Consider the following 558-nt stretch of genomic DNA (forward strand, 5'->3'; position numbering starts at 1 on the left):
CCAGACTGGTTGAAAAGTCGACGCCAGTGACCCACCGACATCGGGGCTTTCAGAATATCGATCAGCTCACTGGCCTCACTGATCGTGAGCTGCGCGGGGTCAGCGGTCATTGCCCACACTCCGCGCTCCCACTCAGCATCCAAAATGGCCTGCGCTGCTGGCAGGTAGGATTCGATCGTGTGCTCTGCTGCGAGCCGCGCGTACTCAGTGTCCCGCGCTTTCTGGATCGTGTCCTCGTCTGCGCCGTCGCGCCTCATTTGGCGCGCCATTTTGCGTGTCAGCGGAAAAATTGTCTCTTCCTGCATGATCTGCGCGATTGCCGTGGCCGGGATCTGGATTTCCTCTTGTCCCTCCGTTGGGATGAGGTTTTCAGCGCGTAGTTTTTCGATGAATGCGATCTGCTTGTCAGTGGCCATGCGTGTCATTTTTGTGAGCCTTTCTCGCTCCCTGGGGGCTTGACCTTTCGTCTTCCCCTCTTTGTGCTTCTATTATAAGCACACCCGACTGTATCACGCAATACAGTACAGTGTGAACTACATCACACTATTATGTGGGTGT

The 558-nt window shown here is 55.4% G+C and carries 1 protein-coding gene; it reads right to left on the reverse strand.

The genetic code is table 11. The annotated features are described in order from the left end of the window. Positions 1–425 (reverse strand): hypothetical protein (locus tag HMPREF2975_RS03625; RefSeq protein WP_141757282.1); only part of this gene is annotated, 425 nt, incomplete at its 3' end. Positions 426–558: the final 133 nt, after the last annotated feature.

Origin of the sequence: Actinomyces sp. HMSC065F12, from assembly GCF_001814535.1 — a bacterium.
GTDB classification, from domain to species: Bacteria; Actinomycetota; Actinomycetes; order Actinomycetales; family Actinomycetaceae; genus Pauljensenia; species Pauljensenia radingae_A.